We start from the raw sequence: 22,071 nt of genomic DNA, 5'->3' as shown, positions 1-22,071 counted from the left end.
CCTCCCGGCCACTCATGCCGCGGCCACCCGTCGGCGGGGAACCCGGTGACGCAGCTCGGCCAGCGGCGGACGCTCCTCGACGGACACGTCGCTGACCACGATCTCCCGGTCGAGGTTCGGCAGCGCGTCCGAGCCGCCCCTACGGAACTGGGTCAGCAGCGCCTCCGGCGACATTCCGGGGCTCGCCCAGCCGCGCCGCTGCAACCGGGACCATGCCGTCAACATGATCTGCGCGGACATCCGCCCGAGCGCCGCCGTGTCCTGGTGGCGGTGCTTGCGCTCACCGAGGTCGACCTGCGCCAACGCGTCCAGACCGACCAGCTCCAGCAGGTCGATGAGCATCGCCGTCTCCACGCCGTACCCGGAGACGAACGGCACCCGGGAGAGCACGTCCCGCCGGGCGGCGTACTCGCCGGCGAGCGGCTGCACGAAGCCGGCCAGCTCCGGCCAGAACAGGTTCAGCAGCGGCCGGGCCATGAGTTCGGTCACCCGGCCGCCGCCGTCCTGCTCGACGGTCGCCGTACCGACCAGGGGTCGGTGGTAGAAGCCCTTCACGAAGTCGACGGACGGGTCGGTCAGCAGCGGGCCGAGCAGCCCGCTGACGAAGTGCGGCCGGAACTCGCGCAGGTCGGCGTCGATGAACGCGACCACGTCGCCCTCGGCCGCGGCCAGGCCGGCCCAGAGCGCGTCGCCCTTGCCGGTGAGCCGGGGCAGACCCCGGGTCATGTCGTCCTGGCTGACCACCTCCGCGCCGGCCGCCCGGGCCACCTGCGCGGTGCGGTCGGTCGACCGGGAATCCACCACGATCAGCTCGTCGACCAGGGCCACCCGGTCCATCAGGTGTTCCCGGATGGTCGACACGATGGCGCCGACTGTGGCCTCCTCGTTGCGTGCCGGCAGCACCACGCTGACCCGGCTGTCGCCCTTGGCGCGCAGCAGCCGGCGTGCCGGCCAGTCCGCCGCCGAAGTGGTCCGGTACGTGGCCCACGCCTCCACCACCGGTGACACGCTCGATGTCGTATCCCGCACTGGCACCCCTTAAGAATCGTGGGCGGAAAGAACCGGGTTCGGTAGTTCCCATTCCCCACCGCGCGCTAACCGCTTCCAGGGCAACAGCTTGATCACGCGGGTGACGACGTCGCGTTCCCGGGGGATGAACGTTTGATTGCGCACAGTCCAGGGGACTGCTCACAGCTCTCATGAAAAATTCTCGAAGGGGTTGTCGAATGCGTGCATGCCGGGTGGGTCTGATCGGCGCCGGGGGAGTGGCACAACGCCACGCCCGGGTGCTGGGCGGGTTCGATGACGTCGAGCTGGTCGGGGTGACCGACGTGGTGCCCGACGCCGCGGCCGCGCTGGCCGCCGAGCACGGGACGCGCGCCTACGCCGACGTGGCCGAGCTGCTGGCCGCCGGCTTGGACGCGGTGTACGTGTGTGTGCCGCCGTTCGCGCACGGCCCGGCCGAGCAGGCGGTCCTCGACGCCGGGCTGCCGATGTTCGTGGAGAAGCCGGTGGCGGTCGACCTGGCCACCGCCGAACGCGTCGCCACCGAGGTGAACCGCCGGGGGCTGCTGACCGCCGTCGGCCACCACTGGCGTTACCTGAGCGTCCTGGACGAGGCCCGCGAGCTGCTCGCCGACCGTCCGGTGCGGATGGTCAGCGGCGCCTGGCTGGACAAGGTCCCACCGGTGGCGTGGTGGGCGCGGCGCGACCGCTCCGGCGGCCCGGTGGTCGAACAGGCCGCCCACGTGCTGGACCTGGTCAGGGTACTGGTCGGCGAGGTGAGCGAGGTCACCGCGTACGGCAACGGAACGCCCCCGCCTGTCGACGGCGCGGACATCGACTCGGTGACCACCGCCGTGCTGCGCTTCACCAACGGCGCGGTCGGCACCCTCAGCGCCGCCTGCGTGCTCGGTTGGAAGCACCGCGCGGGGCTGGAGATCCTCGCCGACGGGTTGGCGCTGTCGCTCACCGAGGAGGGCCTGACCATCCGCGACGCCGACGGCGAACGGCACGTCCCGGCCGACCCCGAGGCCGCGCGGGTGGCCGTCGACCGCGCCTTCGTCGACGCGGTGCGCGGTGTCGGCGACGACGTACGCGTCCCGTACGCCGAGGCGCTTGCCACCCAGCGACTGGCCCTCGCGGTCTCCGACTCGGCCCGCACCGGCGCGACCGTGCGGCTCACCACCGCCGGCAGCCCCGCGGTGCTCACTTCCGGGGTGACAGTCGATGCGTGACAAGGTGGTGGTGGTCACCGGGCCGGGCCGCGTCGAGGTGGTGGAGCAGGACGCCGCGCCGCTGCGCCCCGGCACCTTCCGGGTCGAGACGCTGTTCAGCGGCGTCTCCGCAGGCACCGAGTTGAGCTACGTCAAGGGCACGAACCCGTACCTGAACGTCACCTGGAACGCCGACCTGGGGCTGTTCCAGCCGGGCGAGGCGAGCACCCCGTACCCGGTGAACCGGCTGGGCTACATGCAGGTGGGCCGGGTGGTGGAGAGCGACACCCCGGCCGTCGCGGTGGGCACGGTCGGCGCGATGACGTACGGGCACCGCACCGGCTGGCTGGCCGACCCGGTCGCCGAACGGTTCGTGCCGCTGCCCGACGACCTGGACCCGCTGCTCGGCGTCTACGTCGCGCACATGGGGCCGATCTGCGCCAACGGTCTGCTGCACGCCGCCGCCGACCTGCACGGCACGGACGTGCGCTCGCTCGGCGACGGCGTCCGCGGCAGGCGCGTCGCGGTGGTCGGCGCCGGTGTGGTGGCCCTGCTGACCGCCCTGTTCGCCAGGCGGCACGGCGCCGCCTCCGTGGTGGTGCTCGACCCGACCCCACAGCGCCGGCAGGTCGCCGAGGCGCTCGGCCTGGAGACCCTCGACCCCGAGGCGGACGACCCGGCGGCCGTGCTCAAGACCCGGTGGGCGCACACCGCCGGCGACCGGGGCGCCGACGTGGTGTTCCAGTGCCGGGGGCAGGCGTGGGCGTTGCAGCTCGCCCTGCGGCTGCTCCGACCGCAGGGCACGGTCATCGACCTCGCCTTCTACCAGGGCGGCGCGGACGCCGTCCGCCTCGGCGAGGAGTTCCACCACAACGGGCTGGCGCTGCGCTGCGCCCAGATCGGCCGGGTGCCGCGCGGGCTCGCCCCCACCTGGGACCGGGAACGGCTGTCCGCCGAGACGATCGAGCTGCTGCGGGCGTACGGCGACGGGATCCGCAAGCACCTGGTCTCGGCGGTGGTGCCGTTCGACGAGGCGGCCACGCTGCTCACCGACCTGGCCGAACGTCGACGGCAGGAACTGCAGGTGGTACTGGCCGCCTGACCCGGCGTCCGGGCGGGACCGGGCGGACTACCGTTCCCGGCATGACCGCTTCCGAGCGCCGGCCTCCCGGCCTGGCCGCGCTGCTGCCGTACCTGCGGGACCACCGCGGCACCCTCGCCGTGGTGGGCGCGCTGTCGCTCGTCGGCGCGGCGGCGTCCCTCGCCCAGCCGCTGCTGACCCGGTCGGTGCTCGACCGGGTCAGCGGCGGTCTCGGGGTGTCCGACCTCGTCGCGGCGCTGGTGGCCCTCGTGCTGCTCGGCGCGGCGATCGGCGGTCTGCGCGACTACCTGCTGCAACGCACCGCCGAGGGGCTCGTGCTGGGCACCCGGCGGCGGCTGGCCGGGCACCTGCTGCGGCTGCCCATCGCCGAGTACGACAGCCGGCGCACCGGCGACCTGCTCTCCCGGCTCGGCTCCGACACCACCCTGCTGCGCGCGGTCGTCACCTCCGGCCTGTTCGAGACGGTCACCGGGGCGGTGATGGTGCTCGGGGCCGGCACCGCGATGGTGCTGCTCGACCCGCTGCTGTTCGGTGTCACCCTGCTCGGGGTGGGCCTCGGTCTGGGCTTCGCGCTCACGTTCGCCCGCCGGGTCCGCGCTCTCGCCCGCGCCGCCCAGGAACGGATCGGCGAGATGACCTCCGCGGTCGAGCGGGCCATCTCCGCGGCCCGGACCATCCGGGCCAGCCGCGCCGAGGCCCGGGAGGCCGAGACGGTCACCGGCAGCGCCCGCGAGGCGTACGCGGCGGGACTGCGGGTGGCCCGGGTGCAGGCGGTGGTCGGACCCGTGGGCTCGGTCACCGTGCAGGGTGCCTTCCTGCTGGTGCTGGGCGTCGGCGGCGCCCGGGTGGCCGCCGGCGCGATCACCGTCGGCGATCTGGTCGCCTTCGTCATGTACCTGTTCTTCCTGGCCCTGCCGCTGGGTCAGGTGCTGCGCGCGTACACCCAGTTGCAGTCCGGCCTGGGCGCGTTGCAGCGGATCGAGGAGATCCTGACCGTGCCGGCGGAGGGCGCGGCGGACCGGCCGGCGGCCGGGGGCGCCACGGCGACCCCGCGCCGACCCGCCCCGATGATCGAGTTCGACCGGGTGGGGTTCGGCTACCCCGGCGGGGCGCCGGTGCTGCACGAGGTGAGCTTCGCGGTGCCGGCCGGCACCCGGACCGCCCTGGTCGGCCCGTCGGGCGCCGGCAAGTCGACACTGCTGGCCCTTGTCGAACGCTTCTACGAGGTGAGCGGCGGCGCGGTCTGCCTGGACGGCACCGACGTGCGGGACCTGCCCCGCGACGCGCTGCGCGCCCGGCTGGGCTACGTCGAGCAGGAGGCCCCCGTACTCGCCGGCACGCTGCGCGAGAACCTCCTGATCACCACCCCGGACGCCTCCGACGACCGGTTGCGCACAGTCCTCGACGAGGTCAACCTCGCGCACCTCGCCGACCGCACCCCGCAGGGCCTGGACGTCCAGGTCGGCGAGGGAGGCGTGCTGCTCTCCGGTGGCGAACGGCAGCGCCTGGCCATCGCCCGGGCGCTCCTGGCCGGCCCGCCGGTGCTGCTGCTCGACGAACCGACAAGCAACCTCGACTCGCGCAACGAGGCCGCCCTGCGCCGCGCCATCGACGCGGTGGCCGTCCGCCGGACGTTGTTGATCGTGGCGCACCGGCTCGCCACAGTCGTCGACGCCGACCAGATCGTCGTCCTCGACGGCGGCCGGGTGGTGGCCGTGGGCACCCACGCCGAGCTGAGTGCCACCGACCCGCTCTACCGGGAGTTGGCCGCCCACCAGCTACTGGTCGCCTGAGCCGCCGGCCCGGGGCGGACATGCCGGCGGCCGGGCCGCGCAAGCGGCCGCGGATCGCGTACCGTTGCCGCTCATGGGTGTCTCGCAACGGTTCAAGAGCAAGTTCCGGCGGTTCCTCCAGCGCCCGGGCTCGACCGTCGAACTCGCTCCTCTGGAGAAGATGCTGCCGGCGATCGAGGCGCGCGAGGCCGACCTCGCCGCGCTCGACGACGCCGAGCTGACCGAGGCCGCCGGCGCCGCCACCGGTTACGAGGAGATCTGCGCCGTCGGCCGCGAGGCCGCCCGTCGGGGCCTCGACCAGCGGCCGTACGACGTGCAGCTGCTCGGCGCGATGGCGCTGCTGTCCGGCAAGGTCGCCGAGATGGCCACCGGTGAGGGCAAGACCCTGACCGCCGCGATCGCCGCGTACGGGCACGTTCGGCTCGGAAACGGGCCGGTGCACGTGCTCACGGTGAACGACTACCTGGCCCGCCGCGACGCCCAGTGGATGGAGCCGGTCTACACCCTGCTCGGCCTGACCGTGGGCTGGGTCAACGAGGCCTCCAGCCCGCAGGAGCGGCGCGACGCGTACGCCTGCGACGTCACCTACGTGTCGGTCAGCGAGGCGGGCTTCGACTACCTGCGCGACCAGCTGGTCACCGACATCGCCGACCGGGTGCAGCCGCCGCTGACCACCGCCATCGTCGACGAGGCCGACTCGATCATGATCGACGAGGCCCGGGTGCCGATGGTCCTCGCCGGCGCGGTGCCGGGCGAGCAGGACCCGGTGCACGCCGCCGCCGCGCTGGTGCGCGGGCTGCGCAAGGACCGGCACTTCACAGTCGCCGAGGACGGGCGCAGCGTGGCGTTCACCTCCGCCGGCCTGGCCGCCATCGAGGCCAAGCTGGGCATCGACCTGTACGACGAGGAACACGTCGCGCAGCTCTCCGCCGTCAACGTGGCGTTGCACGCGCACGCCCTGCTGCACCGCGACGTGGACTACATCGTCCGCGACGGCTCGGTCGAGCTGATCGACGAGATGCGCGGTCGGGTGGCCCAGCGCCGCCGTTGGCCCGACGGGCTCCAGGCGGCGGTCGAGGCCAAGGAGGGCCTGGACGCCACCGCCGAGGGCGAGGTGCTGGGCACCATCGCCGTGCAGGCGTTCATCGCCCTCTACCCGAAGGTGTGCGGCATGACCGCCACCGCGGTGCTGGTCGGGGACCAGCTGCGGGAGTTCTTCGGCCTCGAGGTGGCGGTGATCCCACCGAACACGCCGTGCGTGCGCGAGGACGAGCCGGACCGCATCTACGCCACCCGGGCGGAGAAGGACGAGGCGCTGATCGACGAGATCCAGCGCTGGCACGCCAAGGGGCGGCCGGTGCTTGTCGGCACGCTCGACGTCAAGGAGTCCGAGGCGCTGGCCGCCGGCCTCAACGCGGCCGGGGTGCCCTGCGTGGTCCTCAACGCCAAGAACGACGACGAGGAAGCGGCGATCATCGCCGAGGCTGGCGCGTACGGCGCGGTGACCGTCTCCACCCAGATGGCCGGCCGGGGCGTGGACATCCGGCTCGGCGGCAGCGACCAGGCCGACCAGGATCGGGTGGCCGAGCTGGGTGGGCTCTACGTGATCGGCAGCGGCCGGCACGACAGCCGGCGGGTCGACGACCAGCTGCGCGGCCGGGCCGGCCGGCAGGGCGACCCCGGTGGCTCGGTCTTCTTCGTGAGCCTGGAGGACGACCTCGTCGTCCGCCACGCCGCCGACTCGGTGCCCGCGTCGCCGCGGATGAACGCCGACGGCCTGGTCACCGACGAGCAGGTCGACTACGCGGTGGAGCACGCCCAGCGGGTCGCCGAGGGCGTCAACCACGAGATCCACCGCAACACCTGGCGCTACAGCGTGGTGATCGAGCAGCAGCGCAAGGCCCTGGCCCAGCGCCGGGAGCGGCTGCTGACCAGTGACGTGGCAGCGCTCATGCTGCTGGACAAGGTGCCCGAGAAGGCCGGCGAGATGGACGAGGACCTGCTCGCCCGGGCGGCCCGGTCGATCGCCCTCTACCACCTGGACCGGCTCTGGGCCGAGCACCTGTCCGAGCTGTCGGAGGTCCGCGAGGGCGTGCACCTGCGGGCGCTGGGCCGGCTCGACCCGCTCGACGAGTTCCACCGGGCCGCCGTGCCGGCCTTCAACAACCTGATCCCGGAGATCGAGGCCCGCACCATCGCCACGTTCACCGAGACCGAATTCGACGAGGACTGGGAGCCCGACGACAGCACCCTGGTACGCCCGACCGCCACCTGGACGTACCTGGTGCACGACAACCCCTTCGGCTCCGAGCTCGACCGCCTGATCGCGTCGATCGGCCGGCGGCTCAGCGGCGCCTCGCGCTGACGCTTTCGCGGGGCTCCTGCCGGCGCGCCACCCGATGCGGCAGGAGCCCCGTTTTACGCCGTTTCGACCCGGGTTTCGCAGGGTAGTACGGCGGGTCGGTCAAGTCGGAAGAGAGCAGACGATGACACAGGTGACGATGCCGGCTGGGCGGCCACCGAGGCGTACGGGAGCTGCGGACCAGTGAACCTGGACACGCGGGAGCCCGTGGTGCACAACCTGGGCGTACTGGAGACCGCTGCGCTGCTGCGGGAGTTGACCGCCGGCCTGATCGCGCTGACCGATTTCGATGAGGCGCTGCTGGCGCTGGTCCGGGTCACCCGCGACGCGGTGGCCGGGGTGCGCTGGTGCGGATTCACGGCGCTGCGCGCCGGCGAGCCGGCCGGTGTGGCCGCCTCCGACGAGCGGCTGGCAGGCCTTGACGATCTGCGCCACGGCCCGGACTCGCCGGCGATGAGCGCGATCCGGCGCCGCGAGATGATCCTCGCCGTGGACCTCGCCGGTGAACCGCGCTGGCCCGCCTGGACGGCGCGCGCCCGCGACCTCGGCGTGCGCGGGGTGATCTCCGCCCCGGTGGACATCGACGACCAGGTGATCGGGGCCATCAACCTGTACGCCGCCGGACCGAACCTGCTCACCCCGCAACACCAACTGACCGCGATGCTGCTCGCCGAACACGCCGGCCTGCTGCTGGCCGCCGTGCGGGACCGGGGCCGGCAGGCCGAGATGGCCGGCGAGCGCGACGCCGAGCTGCTGCTCGACGGCGTGGTCGGCCAGGCCGTCGGCGTGATCATGACGCAGCGGGGCTGCCCGCCGGCCGAGGCCCTGGACGTGCTGCGCACCGCCGCGTCCTCGCTGGACATCCCGCTGCGCGAGGTGGCCGAGCGTCTGGTGCGGACGGTCTCCCGCCAGCGCGAGAGCTGACCGGACGGGCCACTCCTCGCCGTACCCGACAGGGCACCACCGCCCGCTCTGGCGCGCGGCGGCGATTCGGGCGGCGTCGTTTCGTGAAGACGGGGCACGGGTAGCACTCTGGTACTGGTGAGCTGCGCCGACCCTGGGGAGGACGAATGCAGAGCCGGCTGCGGGTGCAGGGGCACCCCATCCAACCGATGCTCGTGACGTTTCCGCTCGGGCTGTTCGTCAGCGCCACCGTCTTCGACCTGAGCGATGTCATCGGCGGGCCGGCGTTCCTGGGCGAGGTCGGCTACTGGACCGGCGTCGCCGCCCTGTTCGCCGCCGCGATGACCGCGGTCGCCGGCATGGTCGACCTGTGGGACGTGCCTGTCGACCGCACCCGCCGCACCGCCGTCGCCTTCAACCTGGTGAATGCGGCGATGGCCGGCCTGTTCCTGGTCACCTGCCTGGTGCGCGCGCAGTCGCCGCAGCGCGGCGCGACGGTCGCGATCCTGCTCACCGAGCTTGTCGCGCTTGTCGCCGGTGGGGTCGGCGTACGCCTGGGCGCCCGGCTCATGCGCCAGTTCGACACCAGCCGCGCCGAGACCGGCAGCCTCGACGCGCTCGCCGGCTCCACAGTCGAGGTCGCCCGCCCGCGTCCCTGACCGGGCGCGTACGGCGGCAAATGTGTTGCCCCCGGCGCGGTGGTCTGGTTCCTGCAAAGTGATCTGGACTGTGCCCGGCTTCACGGTGGACCGCTACCGCCCCCAACTGCACGCCCTGCACCAGCGGATCAGCACGTACGGCCCGTTCGAGGCCCGGTCCACCCGCTTCCTCATCGACGCCGTCCACCCCTGATCGCCTCCCGGGACGGCCGTCAGTGGGGGTGGGACTCGTGGTGGTCCGCCAGGACGTCGGCACCGAAGTCGCTGGCGGGGCGGCGCAGGACGGTGTGCGCGTGGTTGCCGTCCTCGGTGGTGTTGTCGTACTCGATCAACAGGTCGTCGCCCTGGATCCGGTAGTAGTGGCGCCGCCCCGGACGGGTCGGGCCGGCCCAGGCGAAGTGCAGCTCGCCCCCGTCGAGACGCCTCGCCTCGCGGACGGCCAGCTCCGGTGGCAGCCGGTCCAGGTAGAGCGCGACCACCTGGTCCAGCAGTGCCCGGCCGGTCGGTCCCAGTCGGCCGGCCGGCACGCCCAGCGGCTCCAGCGGAGTGTCGACGTGGGCGCGGGTGGCGCTGATGATGTCCGCGGGCGCCTCGTCGGCGATGATCGCGGCGGATCGCCCGGCCGGGTCGAGCGCGTCGAGCAGGGCGCGGGCGAGGTCCTCCTCGACACCGAGTGGCCGGGAGACCGGGCGGCCGGCGTACCGCACGGCCGCCGGGTTGGCGCCGAAGAAGATCGGCGCGGGGGAGACCTGGTCGTCCACGACGGTCATGGTCACCGACAGGTGGTGTCCCTCCAGCCGCCACGACCAGCGGTCGTCACGCGCCGGATCACCGAACACGGCGACCCAGTAGTCGCCGCTGTGTCGCCCGCGACGCCATCCCTCGGCGCGGTCGAGGACCTCCTCCAGCGCGATGATCGCCATCGCCTGCGCGTACGCGGACGGGCTGAGCGCCGTGGCGAGCAGCCGGTGTGCGGCCTTGCGCCCGACGACGTCCAGCTCGGCGAGGCTGACCCCGGGTCGGGGTCGGGGCCGGTACTCCAGCCAGCGTCGGGCGGGCTCGTCGTCGAACTGGTGAACCGCCTGGTCGCGGGCCGCCGGATCGAGCGCGGCCAGCAGAGCCGTGCCGGCGGTGCGCATCTGCTCGGGCAGAGGATCTTCCACCGACCCTGTATACCTGTCGGCCGGGGTCGGCGTCAGCCGGCGCGCAGCAGTTCGGTCATCTCCGGCAGGTCGAAGAACTGGGCGGTCTCCGCAGCGGACGGGCTGCCGTGCGCCGGGTCGGCTCCGGCCGCGAGCAGCGCGCGGACGGCGTCGGTGCTGCTGCGGAAGACGGCGGCGGCCAGGGCCGTCTGGCCCCGGTCGTTGACCCGGCTGTGGTCGGCGCCGCGGCTGAGCAGGGCGGCCACCGTGTCCGGGTGGGAGTGGTACGCGGCCAGGATCAGCAGCGTGTCTCCCTTGTCGTTGGTGAGGTTGACCGGCAGGCCGGCGTCGAGCTGCGCGGCCAGCTCCTCGGTGGAGCCCGAGCGGGCCAGGTCGAACATCCGGTGGGCGAACGCCAGCGTCGCGGCGTCGAGGTCGTCGGTCACTGCTCCAGGTTAGGCCCTGGCGCCCTGATACGTTGCTCGGCCGGCGTGCGGGGAGAGGGGTCCGATGGGTGAGACGGTGTACGTGGGCAACGCGGGTGTCGACGGCGCCGCGGACGCAGGCTGGCTGCTGGGGCACTTCGCGCCACCCGGGGAGGTGCGGCACAGCACCGACGTCGAGGTGAAGTGGGGTGTGCACCCGCCGGGGCAGGCCCGGTCGCGGTGGGCGACGGGGGAGCGGCGTACCACTCTGCTCGTGCTCGTCGAGGGGTGTTTCCGGGTGGAGTTGCCGGACCGGACGGTGCGGTTGGCCGAGCCGGGTGACTACGTGGTGTGGGGCCGCGGGGTGGACCACTCGTGGTACGCCGAACGCGCGTCGGTGGTGCTTACCGTCCGGTGGCCGTCGGTGCCCGGCTACCGGGTGGACCCTCCGGTGCTGCGCTGAGGCCGACGGACGCCGTCCCACCAGACGGAATTACCTACTAAACCTATAGGCTTTGCCGGCTAGAGTACGGAGGCACCCCACCGAACGACCCCGCGAGGACCGCCATGATCCACCACAGCCCGGAGCGTGACCTGCTCGCCGTCGCCGCCCGGTGGGCCGACCCGACCGGCTGGCCGGTGCCGCTGCGGTTCGACGCCGCCGAGCGCTGGTACGCGCGCCTCGCCGCCGACGACGACCACGAGGTGTGGGCACTGAGCTGGCTGCCCGGCCAGGGCACCGACCTGCACGACCACGGCGGCTCCGCCGGGGCGTTCCGGGTCGTCGCCGGCGCCCTCACCGAGGAGACCGTCGCCGCCGGCCGGCTGCGTCCACGGCTGCTGCCCGCCGGCGCCGGCCGGCGCTTCGGCGCCCGCCACGTCCACCAGGTGACCAACAGGGGTACGACGCCTGCGGTCAGCGTGCACGTCTACCGGCCGGCGCTGCGCCGGATGACCCGCTACCACCTGCTCGACGGACGGCTGCGGGTCGCCGAGGTCGCCGAGGCCGGACGCTCCTGGTGAGCGCCGCCCAGCCCCGAACCAACCACCCACGCACCGGAAGGAACCGATGATGCTGACGACCGCCGAGCACTGTCCGGCCCCCGTACCGCCGCCGGGCTCCCAGGGCATCGACGAGATCCTGGCCGCCGCCCGCGCCCGGCTCGACCGGCTCGACCCGGAACGCGCGCACCTGGCGTACCGGAGCGGCGCGCTCCTGGTCGACATCCGGCCGGCCGCCCAGCGGGCCGCGCACGGCGTGGTGCCGGGTTCGCTCGCCGTCGAGCGCAACGTGCTGGAGTGGCGCTTCGACCCGCGCTGCCCGGCCCGCCTGCCCGAGGCGGTCGACTACGACGTACCTGTGGTGATCCTCTGCCAGGAGGGCTACACCTCGTCACTGGCCGCCGCCGCGTTGCAGGACATCGGCCTGCGCCGCGCCACCGACGTGGTCGGCGGGTTCGCGGCCTGGCGGATCGCCGGCCTGCCGGCTCTCGGTCCGACCCCGCTGCACCGCGCGTTCCCTCTCGCGTCCCCGGTCACCGCCGGGTCGGCGCGCCACTGACCGCCACGCCGCACCGGGCGTGGCGGTCGTACCGCCATCTCAGGAGGCACCATGTCCGTCGTCGCCATCCCCACCCGCCCCCACCACCCGGCGGCCCGCGCCGTCCGGCCGCGCACCGGCCCGACCCTGACCATCACCCTCGACCTCGCGGCCGGGCCGCTGACCCCGCGGCTGGCCCGGCTGGTGCAGCTCATCGGGGAGCTGGCCGAATCCGGTGAGGGCCAGCTGCGCGCCGTCGAGGACGTGCCCCGGCCGCGCACCGCGCCGAGCACCGTCGAGCAGGCCGGCGACGCGGACCACGTGCACATCCTGGCCGGCTCGCGGATGGTCCTGCGGGGCGAGCAGGTCGTCGCGCTGACCCGCATCGAGTACGAGCTGCTGCTGTTCCTGGCCGAGCGGCCCCGACGGGTGTTCACCCGCCTGCAACTGCTGTCGAGCGTCTGGGGCTACGAGCACGCGGTGGCCCGGACGGTGGACGTGCACGTCCGGCGACTGCGCGCCAAGTTGGACGGCACCGAGCTGGTCACCACCGTCTACGGGGTCGGTTACCGGCTGGCCGACGAGGCGCGGATCAGCGTGGACCACGCGCGCTGAGCACCTGCCGGGTGGCGGCCGGACGTGACGTGACCGGCCCCGGTGAACCGGGCGGGGACCCCCGTAACGGGGCATCTCGCAGGCTCTGCTGTAATCATCTGGCTTCGTACGCAGAGCGAGCACCCGGCTCCGATGTGTTCGTCAATTGTCACATTCATGCAACGCAGCCGCCTCTTGACCCTCGCCCGGACGCCGGGAAGCATCGATGAAGCGGCGTCCCGGGCCGTGGGGAGATACCCGGACAAGCCCAAGGAGGACCATGTCGGTCAGCCCCGCCTCGTCGCGCGCCGGATGGCATACGTCCCAACCCACGGTGCCCGGTCGACCTCCCGGCGGTCAGCGCCGCCCGGCGAACACCGCCGCGCCGATGCTCACCGTGACGCTGTCCATCCCCCTGGCCTGTGAGGAGTCGCTGACCCCGCCGGCGCGCCGCCTGCTGGAGGCGGCCCGCGAGATGCTGGAGCGGGGCGAGGCCGTCATCACCAGTTCGGTGCCTGTCGACCGCCGCCCCGACAGCGTGCCGGCCAACCGGGCGCCGGCCCGGGCGATCAGCCCGACCATCCCCGCCCTGCACATCCTCGCCTCATCCCGCTCGGTGCTGCGCGACGACGAGCCGCTGCCACTGACCCGCCTGGAGTTCGACCTGTTGCTGCATCTGGTCGCCCACCCCCGGCGGGTGTTCACCCGGCTGCAACTGCTCAACGCCGTCTGGGGCTACGAGCACGCCGGTGTCCGTACGGTCGACGTGCACGTCCGCCGACTGCGCGGCAAGGTCGGCGTGGACGTGCCCCTGGTCACCACCGTGTACGGCGTCGGCTACCGGCTGGCCGACGACGCCCGGGTCACCATCGACCGCACCGGTTGACCGCCGCCACCGCCGCGCCCCGCTCGGGGCAGGATGGTCCGGTGCGCATCCGTCCCATCTCGCCCGAGCTGCTCGTCGACGAGCTGACCGGCCGTCTCGTCGACGCCGCGGCCACCGCCGAGCCCGCCCGGCTGCGGGTGGGCGTCGACGGCGCCCCCGCCGCCGGCCCGGACGAGCTGGCCGCCGCGCTTGTCGACCCGCTGCGCGCCCGCGGCCGCCCGGTGCTGCACGTACGCGCCACCGACTTCCTGCGACCCGCCTCGCTGCGCTTCGAACTCGGTCGGACCAACCCGGACGCCTACTACGAGAGCTGGGTCGACGAGACCGGACTGCGCCGCGAGGTCCTCGACCCGGCCGGCCCCGGTGGCACCGGCCGACTGCTCCCGTCCCTGTGGGACGCCGACGCCGACCGGGCCAGCCGGGCCCGCTACGTCGACCTGCCACCCGGCGGCGTGGTCCTGGTCAGCGGCGCGCTGCTGCTCGGCGGCGGCCTGCCCTTCGACGTCACCGTCCACCTGGCGCTGTCGCCCGCCGCGCTGCGGCGCCGCACCGAGGCGGCCGGGCACTGGACCCTGCAGGCCTTCGACAGGTACGCCGAGGAGGTCGTCCCGGCCAGTTTCGCCGACGTGGTCGTACGGGCCGACGACCCCCGCCACCCGGCCCTCGTGGAGCACGGCGGGGACGCCTGACAACCGCCGAAAACTGGCCGGTTTGATCGACTCGTCCGGCGGGTACTCGCCCGGCTCACAGAGCGCGGGTGACAGCCCGCGTACCGGATGCGACCGTGACCGGGGCCCCGCGCCGCCGGCACCCGGTTCACCTTGAGCCACTGGCCCAGGAAAGGCAGGCAGCGATGCTCGTCCACGACACGGTCGGTACGGGCCGATCCCAGACGGAGATCGACCAGATCCGGCAGTCCCTGCAGGCTCGCTACGACGAGCTGACCGCCGAGTACGAGCAGGCCGTCCTGCAGAGCCAGGTGCTGCGGCTGGTGGAGGTCGGGGACACCGCAGGCGACGACCAGGCCGACAGCGGCACCAAGACCGCCGAACGGGACACCGCGCAGTCCCTCCTGCGCACCATCCTCGACCGGCGCGCCCAGTACGAGCACGCCCTGGGCCGGCTCGCCGAGGGCACGTACGGCTGGTGCGAGGGCTGCTCGGCGGCGATCCCGGTGGAGCGGCTGGAGATCTTCCCGGCCGCCACCACCTGCGTGACGTGCAAGCAGACCCGCGAGCGGCGGGCCGCCTGAGCGAGGCCAGCGGTTGCCGGTCGGTCCGCGACACGATGGACTCCACCCATGGGTGACATCCTCGTGGGCACCGCGTCCTGGACCGACCGCACACTGCTGGACTCGGGCTGGTATCCGCAGACCGCGGACAACCCGGAGAAGCGGCTGGCCTACTACGCCAGGCAGTTCCCGCTGGTCGAGGTGGACGCCACCTACTACTCGCCGCCCGCCGAGGCGACCGCCCGGCTGTGGGCCGAACGCACCCCGGACGGCTTCACCTTCAACATCAAGGCGTTCAGCCTGCTGACCGGGCATCCCACCCGGGTCAGCGCGCTCTACAAGGACCTGCGGCCCGACACCGAGAAGAAGAACGTCTACCCCGACGACCTGCCGGCGCAGTCGTACGAGGAGGTGTGGACGCGCTTCCTGTCCGCGCTGGACCCGCTCGTCGAGGCGGGAAAGCTGGGCGCGGTGCTGTTCCAGTTCCCGCCCTGGTTCACCATCAAGCGGGCCAACAAGCAGTACCTGCTGGAGGTGGCGAAGCGCTGCGCGCCACTGCGGCCGGTCTACGAGTTCCGGCACGCCTCCTGGTTCGACGGCGACAACGCCGACGAGACCCTGGCGTTCCTGCGCGAGCACCACCTCCCGTACGTCTGCGTGGACATGCCGCAGGGTCACCGCTCGTCGGTGCCGCCGGTGCTGGCCGCCACCGCGGACCTCGCGGTGGTGCGCTTTCACGGCCACAGCGACAAGTGGACAAGCAAGGACATCCACGAGAAGTTCGGCTACCACTACTCCAAGCGGGAGCTGGCCGACTGGGCACCGAAGCTGCGCGAGCTGGCCGACGACGCCGGACGGACCCACGTGCTGATGAACAACTGCTACCGGGACTACGCGCAGACGAACGCCAGGACGCTCATCGGGCTCCTCGACGCCGACTGACCTCCCATCTCACCCGACCGGGGTGAGGTCGGCTCACCCACCCCCGCGGCAGTGTGGACACGGTGCGTGCGGACGCCCCTCGGGTGGGCCCACGCCGGAGACGACACGGAGGTGACGGGGGATGACGGTTCGAGTGGTGACGGATCGACGGCGCGGTGCCGTCCTGCACGTGGTCGGCGCGGCCGACGACGCCCGGCGCGCGCCGCAGCGCAGCCCGGTGCGGGCCCGTCGTGGCCCGGTGGGGCCGCCCCGCCGCGACGACGACCGGCGGTGGGAGACCACGGAACGGAGGTCGACCGATGGCTGACAACATGATCTCGGCGTTCGAGTCCTCGCTGGACAAGACGAACCTGATCCTCAAGGACATCGAGACCGCCTACGGCTGGCCGAAGGATCGGCGCAACCAGTCGTACGCGGCCCTGCGTACGGTGCTGCACCTGCTGCGCGACCGGTTGCCGGTGAACGAGAGCGTCGAGTTCGCCCAGCAGTTGCCGGTGCTGGTCCGAGGGATCTACTTCGACGGGTGGAACCCGTCGGACGTCCCGATCAAGCTCAACCGCGACGACTTCCTCTACGAGGTCCGCCAGGGCTTCCCGTACGACGTCGACGGCGGCCCGGAACGTGTGACGCAGGTGGTGCTGGACACCCTGCGCCGGCACATCACCCAGGGTGAGTGGCAGGACGTGAAGGAGACCATGCCCAAGGATCTCGCCACGTTCTTCCCGTGAGTCGAGAGGTCGTGGGACGCCTCGGGCGCACTCAGCCGTCCGAGGTGTCCGCCTCGGCGGGCGACGGCACCCGGGACACCGGGTGCCCGGCCCGCCGGGCCAGGCCGGCGAAGGTGACCGCGTCGGTGACGGCGGCGCCGCCGGGGTCGTTGTTGAAGTAGACGTACGCCGGCTCGTCCGCACCGAAGGCGTCGGTCAGCCGGCCTGCCCAGGAGCTCAGGGCGGTACGCCCGTAGTGCGGCCACGGACGGGCCCGCCCCTCGTGCAGCCGCAGGTAGCCGAAGTCGGTGGTCCGCCAGCGCGGGGCGACCGGCCGACCCAGCCGGTCCGCCCAGACCAGCGCCGCCCTGCGGCGTTCCAGCACCGACCGGGTGGCGGCGGTCCACCACGACGGGTGCCGGGGCTCCACCGCGACGCGTACGTCGGCCGGGAACAGCTTCAGCGTCGCGTCGAGCGCGTCGACGTCCGCCCGCAGGTTGGGTGGCAGTTGCAGCAGCACCGGGCCGAGCCGGTCACCGAGCGCCGTTGCTCGGCCGAGGAACCGGGCCACCGGTTCGGCCGGCTCCCGCAGCCGCTTGATGTGTGTCAGGTAGCGGCTCATCTTCACCGCCACGCAGAAGTCCGCAGGGGTCCGCGCCCGCCAGGCGGCGAAGGTCTCCCGCTCCGGCAGCCGGTAGAACGCGTTGTTGACCTCGACGGTGGCGAACCGGTCCGCGAAGTGCTCCAACCACAGCCGCTGCGGCAGCGCCTGCGGGTAGAAGCGGCCCCGCCAGTCCCGGTACTGCCAGCCGGACGTGCCCACCAGAATCACCCCACCATCCTGGCATCGCCCCCGCCGCAGGTGAACTGCCCGTGTCGCCCCGGTTCGGCGTCTACGGTGAGGGTTAGAGAAGATCGCGCGTGGGGTACCACCCGCAGCACGACGGACCCCGACGTATGGCGGGGCGGCACACCCGAGGGAGTACCGATGGCACTCAACGACGATGACATGCAGACCACGGGCGGCGGCGGCCTGGAGGGTCCGGCCGATGGTGGCGCGACCCCGGGTCACCAGGATGGTGGCGCTGACGGTGGCGCGGAGGGTCCGGCCGATGGTGGCGCGACCCCGGGCCAGCAGGATGGTGGCGCTGACGGTGGCGCGGAGGGTCCGGCCGATGGTGGCGCGACCCCCGGCCAGCAGGACGGCGGCGCCGACGGCAGCGCCCGGTAACGGCCCGTCATGACGCATCTCGACCCGCCGGGCGGCCACGGCCGCCCGGCGGTTTCGTCCGCCGCCGAGGCGCTGGCCCGCTGCGTGTCGGTCGAGCCGGCCAAGTTCGCCGCGGCGCACTGGGGACACACGCCGCTGCTGTCCCGCGCCGCCGAGCTGCCCGACCCGGCCGGCTTCACCGACCTGTTCAGCCCCGCCGACGCCGACGAGTTGCTCAGCCGGCGCGGTCTGCGTACCCCGTTCCTGCGTGTCGCGAAGGACGGCCAGCTCGTGCCGGCGGCCCGCTGGACCGGCGGCGGCGGCGCCGGCGCGGAGATCGGCGACCAGGTGCTCGACGAGCGGGTCCTGGAGCAGTACGCCGCCGGGGCCACACTCGTGTTGCAGGGGCTGCACCGGATCTGGCCCCCTCTCGTCGACTTCGCCCGCGACCTGGGGCTCGCCCTCAACCAGCCCTTGCAGATCAACGCCTACCTGACGCCCGCGGGCAGCCAGGGCTTCGCCACCCACTACGACACCCACGACGTGTTCGTGCTCCAGGTCGACGGCCGCAAGCACTGGCGGATCCACCCTCCGGTGCTGCCCGACCCGCTGGAGAAGCAGCCGTGGGGTGGCCGCGCCGACGAGGTGTCGGCCACCGCGCAGGGCCCCGCCGCACTGGACGTGGTGCTCGCCCCCGGCGACGCCCTCTACCTGCCGCGTGGCTGGCTGCACAGCGCGCAGGCACAGGACGCCAGCTCGCTGCACCTGACCGTGGGCATCCGCGCCCTCACCAGGTACGCGCTTGTCGAGGAGCTGCTCGCCCTGGCCGCGGAGGACCAGCGGCTGCGCGCGAGCCTGCCGTTCGGCACCGACGTCGCCGACCCCGACGCCATCGAGCCGGAGCTGACCGAGACGGTGGAAGCCCTGCGGGACTGGCTGCTGCGCGCCGACCCGGCCGCCGTCGCCGCCCGACTGCGTCAGCGTGCCTGGCCGGCCGCCCGACCGGCGCCGATCCGACCGCTCGCCCAGGCCGGCGCGCTTGCCGCGCTGGACGCGGACTCCCGGCTCACCCCGCGCCCGGGCCTGCGCTGGCAGCTCGTGCCGCACGGAACGGACACGGTGGCGTTGCGGCTGTTCGACCGCACCATCACCCTGCCCGCCTCCTGCGAGCCGGCGGTCCGTGCCGTGCTCACCGGCACTGTCACCCGCGTCGGCGACCTGCCCGGCCTGCCCGACGCCGCCGACCGGGTCACGCTGGCCCGCCGCCTGCTACGCGAGGCCGTCCTGGTCCCGGCGTGAGCTAGCCGACCGGGGCCGCGATCAGCTCGATGCGGAGGGTGTTGGTGACCTCGTCGGTCAGCTCGCCCTGTGCCCCGAACGAGATCGTGCCCTGGTCGGTGACGCCGAAGACGAGTTCCACCGCGCCGGCCTTGAGGACCAGCGGGTCGTCGCCCCCGGCACCGGCGGCGACCACCGCGCGGATCGTGGTGATGGCGTCCACGAGGGTCGCCTCGATTGCGCTGTGACGCAGCTCGTGCCGTTCGTGGAGATCCTCGGCGACGAGTGTGATGTCGATGGTGTGGGTCCTCTGGTGGGACTGACTGCCGCCCACCGTGACCTTCCAGCCGATGACAGGCACCCGCAGATCCAGGCCGCCGCCATGTTTCGTGGTGACGACCGCGCTCAGGATCAGCTGGACCGAGCTGACCCGCAGATCCCGTCCGGCGTCGGTCGTCGAGATGCCGGCCTGCTGCACCGCGTTCTTCACTGCCGACACCAGCTCGTCGACCGGCACGCTGCCGTCGCTCACGTCCATGCCCCGCCCCTGCCCTTCTGCGCGATCGGGTGCCGGCCGTCAGACGGCGGCGGTGGTGGCGAACGGGTCGCCGTAGACGGTGTAGGCCAGCCAGGTCGGGTCGAGCCTGTCGTCCTGTTGGTCGGTCCGCGCGGCGAGGGCCGCCGCGCCGAGCGTGGCGCCCTCGGCGAGGGACCTGTAGAACGCGGTCGCGAATCGTACCGAACTCTCCGAGCGCACCGCCCACAGCGTGCCGACGAACGCGCCAGCGCCGGACGACATGAACTGCTGCGCCCAACCGAGCATCCTGGTGTACGTCGGTGCCACGCCCGCGCTCCGGCAGGCGTTGATGAACACCAGCGGGCCGGCGTCCGCCAGCACCTTGCGGATGCTTGCCTCGGCGAGCAGGGCCGGCTTGAAGCGTCCGCCGTCCATGTCGATGAACGAGCCGTCCGACGAGAACGTGTTGTGGCAGGCGAAGTGGGTGGCTCCCAGCGCCCCGGAGTTGATCAGAGCGAGGAGTTCGTCCGCTCTGGTGATCGGTTCGCCGTCGCCCGCCCCGAGGATCGCCCGGATCGCGGCGACCTCCTCACGCGCCCCGGTGGGCGCCCTCGTCGGCACCACGAAGCGGGGGTTGCGCAGGCCGATCGTCGACGTCCGACGCTGCCCGTACGTGCGACGCACGACCGGGACCCGCTCAACGAGGAAGCCGTCGTCGCGCTGGGCGCTCAGGGGATACAGCAGCTCCCACGGCACCACGTCGTAGTCGGTGGCGATCGTGAACGCGCGCATGTCCGCGCCGACCTCCCAGAACTGGTCCCGGACGTCCGCCGGCACCAGCTCCGACCACAGCTGGATGCCGGCCGAGCGGATGATCGCGCGGGTCATCGCCGGGCTGTCGCGCGAACCGCCCCCGGCCACCTGCTGAAGCTCCCGGATCGCGTTCTCCACGGCGGCGCTCGGGCTGTTCGTGACTGACTCGACGACCGGAGTGAACATCTTCGCGTGGGAGCGCACCTGGAAGGTGTAGCGGCTGCCATCGAACCGCACCTCCATCGTCACCTCACCCAGCCGTGCCTCCGGGTCGACCATCGACACGGTCCTCTCCGGACCGTCGCGGAACGACCCACCGTCCGCCACGGACACCTCGACGGACACCTCGGCGAGAAAGGTGCCGCCGGCCCAGGCTGTCACGTCGATGCGGTGCCGTCCGGCGGTACCAGCCCCGAACCCGAACCGGATCGGCGGCGGGTCCTCGCGCGGCTTGACCAGCACGGTCTGCTGAAGCGGTCCGTCGGCGTGCAGGCCGGGGGGCGCGTGGACGGTCACGGTGACCGGAGTGCCGTCGTCGGCGACGAGGAGACGCGGCATCGGTGCGCTCAAACCGTACGAAGGAGTTGGCCGGCCCTCGGTGACGATCCGGACCTCGACGCTCAGCTCGCGGCCCACCGGGACCCGGGCGGGCGCCCGCGCCACCAGCAGCCGCTCCGGTTGCCTTACGGCATCCGGAGTCGACAGGTCCGGGGGGCACACGGAGCGCGACAGCAGCGGAAAGCGGAAGTCGTCGAGCAGCCAGTCACTCCGCCGCTGGTCCAACCGGTGGCGGCTCTCCTCGTCCAGGTCCAGTCGTGTGCGTACGGAGAGCAGGGTGACGCCACCGGACACGGCGGTCTCGCTGGCGAACCGCCTGTCGACGGCCGCCGCGGCGTACGTCGTCTCGTCGACGCCGAACTGCCTGGTGACCGGCCGGCTCCGGTCCAGCACGACGTCCAGGAGCGAAGCCCTGTCGCCGGTGAGCGCGGCACGGACGACCTCCACCGGGTCGGTGACCCGGAAGCGGACGGTGAACGACGCCCTGACGTGGTGCCGCTGGGCGCTTGTCGGCAGCAGGCCCTCGAGGAGCACCGTTCGTTCGCTGATGTCGACCTCGTAGCGTGTGGTGAACACGCCGTCGGGCATCGACTGGCCGCTGTCGGCGACGGCCAGTCGCCCGCCGCTGTCCTCGTAGACGAACACCGTGCCGGGCCGGGATGCCGAGTGGGGCAGCCGCACCGGCTCTTCGCTGAGGATCAGCGGGACCACCGGCCGGACGCCCTCGACGTTCGTCCCGTACGAGGAGGCGAGCCCGTCGACGAGCTGGCTGATGTCCGCCCCGATCGTGCGCGGACCGATGTGCCGGATCTGGTGGTGGGCGAGCCGCCGCAGAGGTCCGGGAAGGTCGTTCTCGTGTGGCAGGACGGCATCACCCACCACAACGGGAACGACCGGGATCAGCCTTCCCAGGGCGACCTCAAGCTGGCGACGCCGCTCATCGGACGGATCGCGCAGACCCTCTGCGGCGCGCGGACCCGGTCCGATCACGACGATCAGCGCATCGACGTCGGGCAGCTGGCGCCCGAAGCCGCCGGCGAAGGCATGGATGACGTTGTCGACGCCGAACCGGTCGGTCAGCGCGTCGTCGATCAGGCGCCCGGCGATGCTCCCGTCGTCGGCGCGGTAGCTCAGATAGAAGCTGACCATTTCGCGTACCGTAGCGGAGATCGGGAGCGGATTGGTCGCGCCGG

The 22,071-nt window shown here is 73.0% G+C and carries 24 protein-coding genes and 1 pseudogene; 19 read left to right on the top strand and 6 right to left on the bottom strand.

From position 1 onward, the window contains the following. Window positions 1-12: 12 nt before the first annotated feature. On the bottom strand, window positions 13-996 hold the full coding sequence (locus tag ACZ6N8_RS24475; protein WP_387122640.1) for a glucosyl-3-phosphoglycerate synthase: 984 nt from the start codon (window positions 994-996) through the stop codon (window positions 13-15). Between the two features lie 230 nt (window positions 997-1,226). Between ACZ6N8_RS24475 and ACZ6N8_RS24470 the strand changes: the two genes are divergently transcribed. The 7 genes from ACZ6N8_RS24470 to ACZ6N8_RS24440 all read left to right on the top strand — a co-directional run bounded on the left by ACZ6N8_RS24470 (window position 1,227) and on the right by ACZ6N8_RS24440 (window position 9,228). Further along, a complete protein-coding gene (locus tag ACZ6N8_RS24470; RefSeq protein WP_466012851.1) occupies window positions 1,227-2,237 on the top strand; it encodes a Gfo/Idh/MocA family protein in 1,011 nt (336 codons plus the stop codon). Further along, a complete protein-coding gene (locus tag ACZ6N8_RS24465; RefSeq protein ID WP_466012850.1) occupies window positions 2,230-3,318 on the top strand; it encodes a zinc-binding dehydrogenase in 1,089 nt (362 codons plus the stop codon). The genes ACZ6N8_RS24470 and ACZ6N8_RS24465 overlap by 8 nt, the downstream gene beginning before the upstream one ends. Window positions 3,319-3,359: 41 nt before the next feature. Next, window positions 3,360-5,111: an ABC transporter ATP-binding protein gene (locus ACZ6N8_RS24460; protein WP_466012849.1), complete on the top strand. Its 1,752-nt coding sequence runs from the start codon at window positions 3,360-3,362 to the stop codon at window positions 5,109-5,111. Between the two features lie 73 nt (window positions 5,112-5,184). Next, a complete protein-coding gene (gene secA2, locus ACZ6N8_RS24455; RefSeq protein ID WP_466012848.1) occupies window positions 5,185-7,476 on the top strand; it encodes an accessory Sec system translocase SecA2 in 2,292 nt (763 codons plus the stop codon). A 180-nt stretch (window positions 7,477-7,656) separates the two neighbouring features. Then, the gene (locus ACZ6N8_RS24450; protein ID WP_466012847.1) at window positions 7,657-8,397 is read left to right on the top strand and encodes a GAF and ANTAR domain-containing protein; all 741 of its coding nucleotides are present in this window, start codon (window positions 7,657-7,659) and stop codon (window positions 8,395-8,397) included. 146 nt (window positions 8,398-8,543) lie between these two features. Then, window positions 8,544-9,035 carry a DUF2231 domain-containing protein gene (locus ACZ6N8_RS24445; RefSeq protein ID WP_466012846.1) on the top strand — a complete coding sequence of 164 codons (492 nt, stop codon included), beginning with the start codon at window positions 8,544-8,546 and terminating at the stop codon, window positions 9,033-9,035. 58 nt (window positions 9,036-9,093) lie between these two features. Then, the gene (locus ACZ6N8_RS24440) at window positions 9,094-9,228 is read left to right on the top strand and encodes a hypothetical protein (protein WP_466012845.1); all 135 of its coding nucleotides are present in this window, start codon (window positions 9,094-9,096) and stop codon (window positions 9,226-9,228) included. A gap of 19 nt (window positions 9,229-9,247) precedes the next feature. On the opposite strand, the gene ACZ6N8_RS24435 is transcribed toward ACZ6N8_RS24440, so the two are convergent. Both ACZ6N8_RS24435 and ACZ6N8_RS24430 read right to left on the bottom strand, forming a co-directional pair. Next, window positions 9,248-10,198 (bottom strand): DUF3500 domain-containing protein, encoded by a 951-nt coding sequence (locus ACZ6N8_RS24435; RefSeq protein ID WP_466012844.1) that lies wholly within the window; start codon window positions 10,196-10,198, stop codon window positions 9,248-9,250. A gap of 32 nt (window positions 10,199-10,230) precedes the next feature. Then, window positions 10,231-10,623 (bottom strand): ankyrin repeat domain-containing protein, encoded by a 393-nt coding sequence (locus ACZ6N8_RS24430; protein WP_364365596.1) that lies wholly within the window; start codon window positions 10,621-10,623, stop codon window positions 10,231-10,233. A 64-nt stretch (window positions 10,624-10,687) separates the two neighbouring features. Here ACZ6N8_RS24430 and ACZ6N8_RS24425 point away from each other — a divergent pair, with 64 nt between their 5' ends. From ACZ6N8_RS24425 to ACZ6N8_RS24380, 10 genes are all read left to right on the top strand, one after another. Then, entirely contained in the window at window positions 10,688-11,065 is a 378-nt protein-coding gene (locus tag ACZ6N8_RS24425) for a signal peptidase I (RefSeq protein WP_466012843.1), read from the top strand. Window positions 11,066-11,169: 104 nt separating this feature from the next. Then, window positions 11,170-11,625, top strand: coding sequence for a cysteine dioxygenase (locus ACZ6N8_RS24420; RefSeq protein WP_364365591.1), 456 nt, complete (start codon window positions 11,170-11,172; stop codon window positions 11,623-11,625). 49 nt (window positions 11,626-11,674) lie between these two features. Then, window positions 11,675-12,163 (top strand): rhodanese-like domain-containing protein, encoded by a 489-nt coding sequence (locus ACZ6N8_RS24415; protein ID WP_364365588.1) that lies wholly within the window; start codon window positions 11,675-11,677, stop codon window positions 12,161-12,163. A 126-nt stretch (window positions 12,164-12,289) separates the two neighbouring features. Beyond that, window positions 12,290-12,757: a winged helix-turn-helix domain-containing protein gene (locus ACZ6N8_RS24410; RefSeq protein ID WP_466012900.1), complete on the top strand. Its 468-nt coding sequence runs from the start codon at window positions 12,290-12,292 to the stop codon at window positions 12,755-12,757. A gap of 259 nt (window positions 12,758-13,016) precedes the next feature. Next, complete coding sequence (locus ACZ6N8_RS24405) at window positions 13,017-13,622, top strand: winged helix-turn-helix domain-containing protein (protein ID WP_466012842.1); 606 nt, start codon at window positions 13,017-13,019, stop codon at window positions 13,620-13,622. 41 nt (window positions 13,623-13,663) lie between these two features. Beyond that, window positions 13,664-14,311 (top strand): nucleoside/nucleotide kinase family protein, encoded by a 648-nt coding sequence (locus ACZ6N8_RS24400; RefSeq protein WP_466012841.1) that lies wholly within the window; start codon window positions 13,664-13,666, stop codon window positions 14,309-14,311. 164 nt (window positions 14,312-14,475) lie between these two features. Next, the gene (locus ACZ6N8_RS24395) at window positions 14,476-14,874 is read left to right on the top strand and encodes a TraR/DksA family transcriptional regulator (protein ID WP_364365578.1); all 399 of its coding nucleotides are present in this window, start codon (window positions 14,476-14,478) and stop codon (window positions 14,872-14,874) included. Window positions 14,875-14,922: 48 nt separating this feature from the next. Then, window positions 14,923-15,795: a DUF72 domain-containing protein gene (locus ACZ6N8_RS24390; protein WP_466012840.1), complete on the top strand. Its 873-nt coding sequence runs from the start codon at window positions 14,923-14,925 to the stop codon at window positions 15,793-15,795. 121 nt (window positions 15,796-15,916) lie between these two features. Then, window positions 15,917-16,102: a hypothetical protein gene (locus ACZ6N8_RS24385; protein ID WP_466012839.1), complete on the top strand. Its 186-nt coding sequence runs from the start codon at window positions 15,917-15,919 to the stop codon at window positions 16,100-16,102. After that, window positions 16,095-16,523 (top strand): DUF2267 domain-containing protein, encoded by a 429-nt coding sequence (locus tag ACZ6N8_RS24380; RefSeq protein WP_466012838.1) that lies wholly within the window; start codon window positions 16,095-16,097, stop codon window positions 16,521-16,523. Before ACZ6N8_RS24385 ends, ACZ6N8_RS24380 begins: the two co-directional genes overlap by 8 nt. A gap of 31 nt (window positions 16,524-16,554) precedes the next feature. Here the strand turns inward: ACZ6N8_RS24380 and ACZ6N8_RS24375 are convergent, their stop codons facing one another. Next, complete coding sequence (locus tag ACZ6N8_RS24375; protein WP_466012837.1) at window positions 16,555-17,334, bottom strand: DUF72 domain-containing protein; 780 nt, start codon at window positions 17,332-17,334, stop codon at window positions 16,555-16,557. A 156-nt stretch (window positions 17,335-17,490) separates the two neighbouring features. On the opposite strand from ACZ6N8_RS24375, the pseudogene ACZ6N8_RS24370 reads away from it, so the two are divergent. Together ACZ6N8_RS24370 and ACZ6N8_RS24365 are read left to right on the top strand one after the other, a co-directional pair. After that, window positions 17,491-17,727, top strand: a pseudogene (locus ACZ6N8_RS24370) (hypothetical protein); the annotation flags it as partial. A gap of 15 nt (window positions 17,728-17,742) precedes the next feature. Further along, on the top strand, window positions 17,743-19,011 hold the full coding sequence (locus ACZ6N8_RS24365) for a cupin domain-containing protein (protein ID WP_466012836.1): 1,269 nt from the start codon (window positions 17,743-17,745) through the stop codon (window positions 19,009-19,011). Window position 19,012: 1 nt separating this feature from the next. Here the strand turns inward: ACZ6N8_RS24365 and ACZ6N8_RS24360 are convergent, their stop codons facing one another. Then, complete coding sequence (locus tag ACZ6N8_RS24360; RefSeq protein WP_466012835.1) at window positions 19,013-19,528, bottom strand: trypco2 family protein; 516 nt, start codon at window positions 19,526-19,528, stop codon at window positions 19,013-19,015. A gap of 39 nt (window positions 19,529-19,567) precedes the next feature. After that, window positions 19,568-22,027, bottom strand: a complete 2,460-nt coding sequence (locus tag ACZ6N8_RS24355) for a CHAT domain-containing protein (RefSeq protein WP_466012834.1) — start codon at window positions 22,025-22,027, stop codon at window positions 19,568-19,570. Between the last annotated feature and the right edge of the window lie 44 nt (window positions 22,028-22,071).

Source organism: Micromonospora sp. NPDC047521 (assembly GCF_055587305.1).
The sequence above is the reverse complement of the archived record's forward strand: the minus strand, read 5'-3'. Positions and strand labels throughout refer to the sequence as shown.

Coding starts and splice junctions, on each gene's coding strand:
- ACZ6N8_RS24470 (WP_466012851.1), top strand. CDS start 1,227: ATGCGTGCATGCCGGGTGGGTCTGATCGGCGCCGGGGGAGTGGCACAA.
- ACZ6N8_RS24465 (WP_466012850.1), top strand. CDS start 2,230: ATGCGTGACAAGGTGGTGGTGGTCACCGGGCCGGGCCGCGTCGAGGTG.
- ACZ6N8_RS24460 (WP_466012849.1), top strand. CDS start 3,360: ATGACCGCTTCCGAGCGCCGGCCTCCCGGCCTGGCCGCGCTGCTGCCG.
- secA2 (WP_466012848.1), top strand. CDS start 5,185: ATGGGTGTCTCGCAACGGTTCAAGAGCAAGTTCCGGCGGTTCCTCCAG.
- ACZ6N8_RS24445 (WP_466012846.1), top strand. CDS start 8,544: ATGCAGAGCCGGCTGCGGGTGCAGGGGCACCCCATCCAACCGATGCTC.
- ACZ6N8_RS24425 (WP_466012843.1), top strand. CDS start 10,688: ATGGGTGAGACGGTGTACGTGGGCAACGCGGGTGTCGACGGCGCCGCG.
- ACZ6N8_RS24420 (WP_364365591.1), top strand. CDS start 11,170: ATGATCCACCACAGCCCGGAGCGTGACCTGCTCGCCGTCGCCGCCCGG.
- ACZ6N8_RS24415 (WP_364365588.1), top strand. CDS start 11,675: ATGCTGACGACCGCCGAGCACTGTCCGGCCCCCGTACCGCCGCCGGGC.
- ACZ6N8_RS24405 (WP_466012842.1), top strand. CDS start 13,017: ATGTCGGTCAGCCCCGCCTCGTCGCGCGCCGGATGGCATACGTCCCAA.
- ACZ6N8_RS24395 (WP_364365578.1), top strand. CDS start 14,476: ATGCTCGTCCACGACACGGTCGGTACGGGCCGATCCCAGACGGAGATC.
- ACZ6N8_RS24390 (WP_466012840.1), top strand. CDS start 14,923: ATGGGTGACATCCTCGTGGGCACCGCGTCCTGGACCGACCGCACACTG.
- ACZ6N8_RS24385 (WP_466012839.1), top strand. CDS start 15,917: ATGACGGTTCGAGTGGTGACGGATCGACGGCGCGGTGCCGTCCTGCAC.
- ACZ6N8_RS24380 (WP_466012838.1), top strand. CDS start 16,095: ATGGCTGACAACATGATCTCGGCGTTCGAGTCCTCGCTGGACAAGACG.
- ACZ6N8_RS24365 (WP_466012836.1), top strand. CDS start 17,743: ATGACGCATCTCGACCCGCCGGGCGGCCACGGCCGCCCGGCGGTTTCG.
- ACZ6N8_RS24360 (WP_466012835.1), bottom strand. CDS start 19,528: ATGGACGTGAGCGACGGCAGCGTGCCGGTCGACGAGCTGGTGTCGGCA.
- ACZ6N8_RS24355 (WP_466012834.1), bottom strand. CDS start 22,027: ATGGTCAGCTTCTATCTGAGCTACCGCGCCGACGACGGGAGCATCGCC.